This window comes from Nocardia sp. NPDC004722 (assembly GCF_053601505.1).
Genome location: NZ_JBSGBY010000794.1, coordinates 1 through 3,252, shown reverse-complemented (window position 1 = coordinate 3,252; position 3,252 = coordinate 1). Strand labels below are relative to the sequence as shown.

Genomic DNA, 3,252 nt, shown 5'->3' with positions numbered 1-3,252 from the left:
CATCAGCGTCGTGGCGGGCCTGCTGGTCGCGGGCGCGCTGGCCGAGGCGACCCGCAACCGGCGCAACTATCTGGCCGCCCTGCACGCCCGCGCCGAACTCGCCGAACGCACCCGCGAGGACGAGGCGCAGCGACGCGTCGGCGAGGAGCGGGTGCGCATCGCGCGCGAACTGCACGACATCGTCGCCCACCACATGGCCCTCGCGCACGCCCAGGCCTCCACCGCCGCCTACCTTTTGCAGAGCAAGCCCGAGCAGGCGCAGGAGATGCTGGACTCGCTGGCCGGGACCACCTCGGCGGCCCTGCGGGAACTCAAGGCGACCGTCGGACTGCTGCGCGAGGACGACGGTGACGCGCCGCTCGAACCCACCCCCGGCCTCGACCAATTGCCCGAGCTGCTCACGGCATTCGAGCGCGCGGGGCTCGACATCACGCTGACGGTGACGGGCGGCCCGCGACCGCTGCCCTCCGGGACCGACCTGACCGCCTATCGAATCATCCAGGAGGCGTTGACCAATGTCGCCAAGCACGCCGATACCGCGTCCGCGACCGTCCGGCTCGGCTACTCCCGGCAACTGCTGACCATCAGCGTGATCGATGACGGCACCGCCGAACCCGTGCCGGGCGACGAGGATTCCGAGATCCCGGGATACGGGTTGATCGGCATGAACGAACGGGCCGTCTCCGCCGGTGGCCACCTGCACGCCGGACGCCGACCGGACGGCGGATTCGAAGTCACCACCGAACTTCCCCTGGAGCCCTCATGATTCGCGTACTCCTGGCAGACGATCAAGCGCTGCTGGCGGGCACCTTCCGGCTGCTGATCGACTCGGCCGACGATATGGAGGTCGTCGGGATCGCCGGAAACGGCCGGGAGGCGGTCGAATTGACGCGGACCACCAAGCCGGACGTGGTGGTCATGGATATCCGCATGCCCGGCATGGACGGGCTCAGCGCCACCCAGGAGATCTGCGGCGACGAGTCGCTGCACGACACCCGCGTACTGATCCTCACCACGTTCGAGCTGGACGAGTATGTGGCGCAGGCGCTTCGGGCCGGGGCCAGCGGATTCCTCGGCAAGGGCGTCGGGCCGGAAGAACTGTTGCGCTCCATCCGGGCCATCGCCGCGGGGGACGCCCTGCTCTCCCCCGCCGCCACCCGCACCCTCATCGCCCGCTACCTGGCCCGGCCCGAGAGCCGGGTCGGGGCCGCCGAATCCCTCGAGGTGCTGACCGCCCGGGAACGCGAGGTGGTCGCCATGGTCGCCGAGGGGCTGTCCAACGAGGAGATCGCCGAGAAGATGTACGTCAGCCCGCTGACCGTGCGAACCCATGTGCAGCGGGCCATGTCCAAAGTGGGAGTGCAGAATCGGGCGCAGCTGGTGGTCGTCGCCTTTCAATCCGGGCTGGTGCGCGTCGAGCCGCCGCGCTAGAGCAATCGGCGCACGGCCGCGGCGACCTGTGCGGGCTGCTCGGCCTGGATGAGGTGCCCGGAGTCTGCCTCCTCGATCTCCGCACCGACCTCTTCGGCGTACCGCAATTGATACTCGCGCAGGGCGTCGAAGTTTCGAGCCTGCATCCGGCCCACCTTCGTCGGCAGGATGACGATGACCGGACACTGCGGTAATTGCGGTGGCCTGCTGCGGAATTCGATGACCGCATCGGCGACCGCCCGGATCTCGGCCCGTGTCTGTGCGAGAGCCCTGGGCGTGAAATCCTCCTCCAGCATGGTGGCGTAGGTGTCGGCCGAGAACATGCGACTGTACGGATGGGTCAACAAACGCGAGATCGGGCGAAACCGCGCGAGCGCCTGCTGCACGGCGATCATGCGGTCAGCGGTGGCGGCCCTTTTGCTCCAGTCGTCATAGACCGGCGAGGCTTCGGCGGTCGTATCGATCAGCACCAGCCCGGCGGGCTGCGGCGACATCTTCTCCAGTGCGCGTCGCGCGACCAGCCCACCCATGCTGTGCGCCACCACGATCAGCCGTTCCGGCGCGAGCGCGGCCACCAGATCGACCAAGGTGGCGGCCATATCGTCGATGCTCTGCGGCGGCTCGACCGTATCGCTGCGACCGCGTCCCGCCCGATCGTAGGCGACGACCCTCGCGTCGTCGGTCAAGAGCTCGGTTACGGGATCCCATAGCCACCGCCCAGCACCAGCACCGGATTCGAACACAACGCAGGTGGCACCTTCCCCGGACTCCTCCACGTAGATCTCATTGCCGCCCAATGACAGTCGACGTCCCGGCACGTTCCGCATGATCATCCCCTTCGGTACCTATCCCAACTTTGGTAATGGTACCGAAAGTGGGATAGTAAGGCCATGGATCCCATCGACCTGCTGCTGCACCCGGTGCGGCTGCGCATCGTGCACGCGCTGTCCGGCGGGCGCACGCGCAGCGCGACCGAGCTCTGCGAGCACCTCATCGACGTCCCCCGGACCACCATCTACCGGCATCTCGGCTTGCTGGTCGACGGCGGCGTGCTCGAGGTGGCCGAGGAGCGACGGGTGCGCGGGGCGGTCGAACGCTCCTATCGGGTCGCCGCCGACCGGCCGACGATCACCGTCGAGGACGGGGCGGCCATGACGCTCGACGAGCACCGGCGCGGATTCGCCACGTCCATGGCCGTTTTGATCGCCGAATTCAATGCGTATCTGGATCAGCCCGATGCCGACCCGGTCGGCGACTCGGTCATGTACCGACAGGGCACGGTGTGGCTCAGCCCGGAGGAACTCGATGCCATGCTCACCGGACTTCGCGAGGTGGTCGCACAGTTCACGGGCAACCAGCCGCAAGAAGGCCGCCGAGCCTATCTCATGAGCCCGGTGCAGTTCCCTCAGGCGTTCGGCCACCAGTAGTCGGCCACCATGTAGATGCTGAAGATCACGCCGCCGAGGAAGACCGGGGCCGCGACGACAATCCCCCAGGCCGGAGTTCGGCGGCTGCGCAACGCGATTCGGCCCAGCCCCCAGGCGATCAGCCCTGCCACGGCCCAGCTGTAGATCGGCAGCAGACCCAGGGGTAGCAGGATCCACGGCGGGCAGGGGTGTCGCCAGCCGCAATAGGCCGGGACGCCTTCCATGTCGCTGATGATGATGAACGACAGGAAGAAGGTCAGGCAGAAACCGATGACACCCCAGAAGCGCCACCAGGTCAGGTAGGTGTGCCAGCGCGCGCGAATTTGCCGGCCGGGATACGGGCGAGTACATCGCCCGGCAATAAATCGTCCAAGTTCTTGCACTCGTACCCGAC

General features: G+C 67.7%; 5 protein-coding genes. 3 read left to right on the top strand and 2 right to left on the bottom strand.

Translation table 11 applies throughout. The annotated features are described in order from the left end of the window. Positions 1–766 (top strand): sensor histidine kinase (locus ACWELQ_RS41985; protein ID WP_452402555.1); only part of this gene is annotated, 766 nt, incomplete at its 5' end. Further along, the gene (locus ACWELQ_RS41980) at positions 763–1,431 is read left to right on the top strand and encodes a response regulator transcription factor (protein ID WP_452402554.1); all 669 of its coding nucleotides are present in this window, start codon (positions 763–765) and stop codon (positions 1,429–1,431) included. The genes ACWELQ_RS41985 and ACWELQ_RS41980, both read left to right, overlap by 4 nt. On the opposite strand, the gene ACWELQ_RS41975 is transcribed toward ACWELQ_RS41980, so the two are convergent. Next, positions 1,428–2,258, bottom strand: a complete 831-nt coding sequence (locus tag ACWELQ_RS41975; protein ID WP_452402553.1) for an alpha/beta fold hydrolase — start codon at positions 2,256–2,258, stop codon at positions 1,428–1,430. The genes ACWELQ_RS41980 and ACWELQ_RS41975 overlap by 4 nt on opposite strands. A 63-nt stretch (positions 2,259–2,321) precedes the next feature. On the opposite strand from ACWELQ_RS41975, the gene ACWELQ_RS41970 reads away from it, so the two are divergent. After that, the gene (locus ACWELQ_RS41970) at positions 2,322–2,858 is read left to right on the top strand and encodes a helix-turn-helix domain-containing protein (RefSeq protein WP_452402552.1); all 537 of its coding nucleotides are present in this window, start codon (positions 2,322–2,324) and stop codon (positions 2,856–2,858) included. On the opposite strand, the gene ACWELQ_RS41965 is transcribed toward ACWELQ_RS41970, so the two are convergent. Further along, the coding region (locus ACWELQ_RS41965) for a hypothetical protein (protein ID WP_452402551.1) at positions 2,837–3,252 on the bottom strand (416 nt) is incomplete at its 5' end. The two genes, ACWELQ_RS41970 and ACWELQ_RS41965, sit on opposite strands and share 22 nt — an antisense overlap.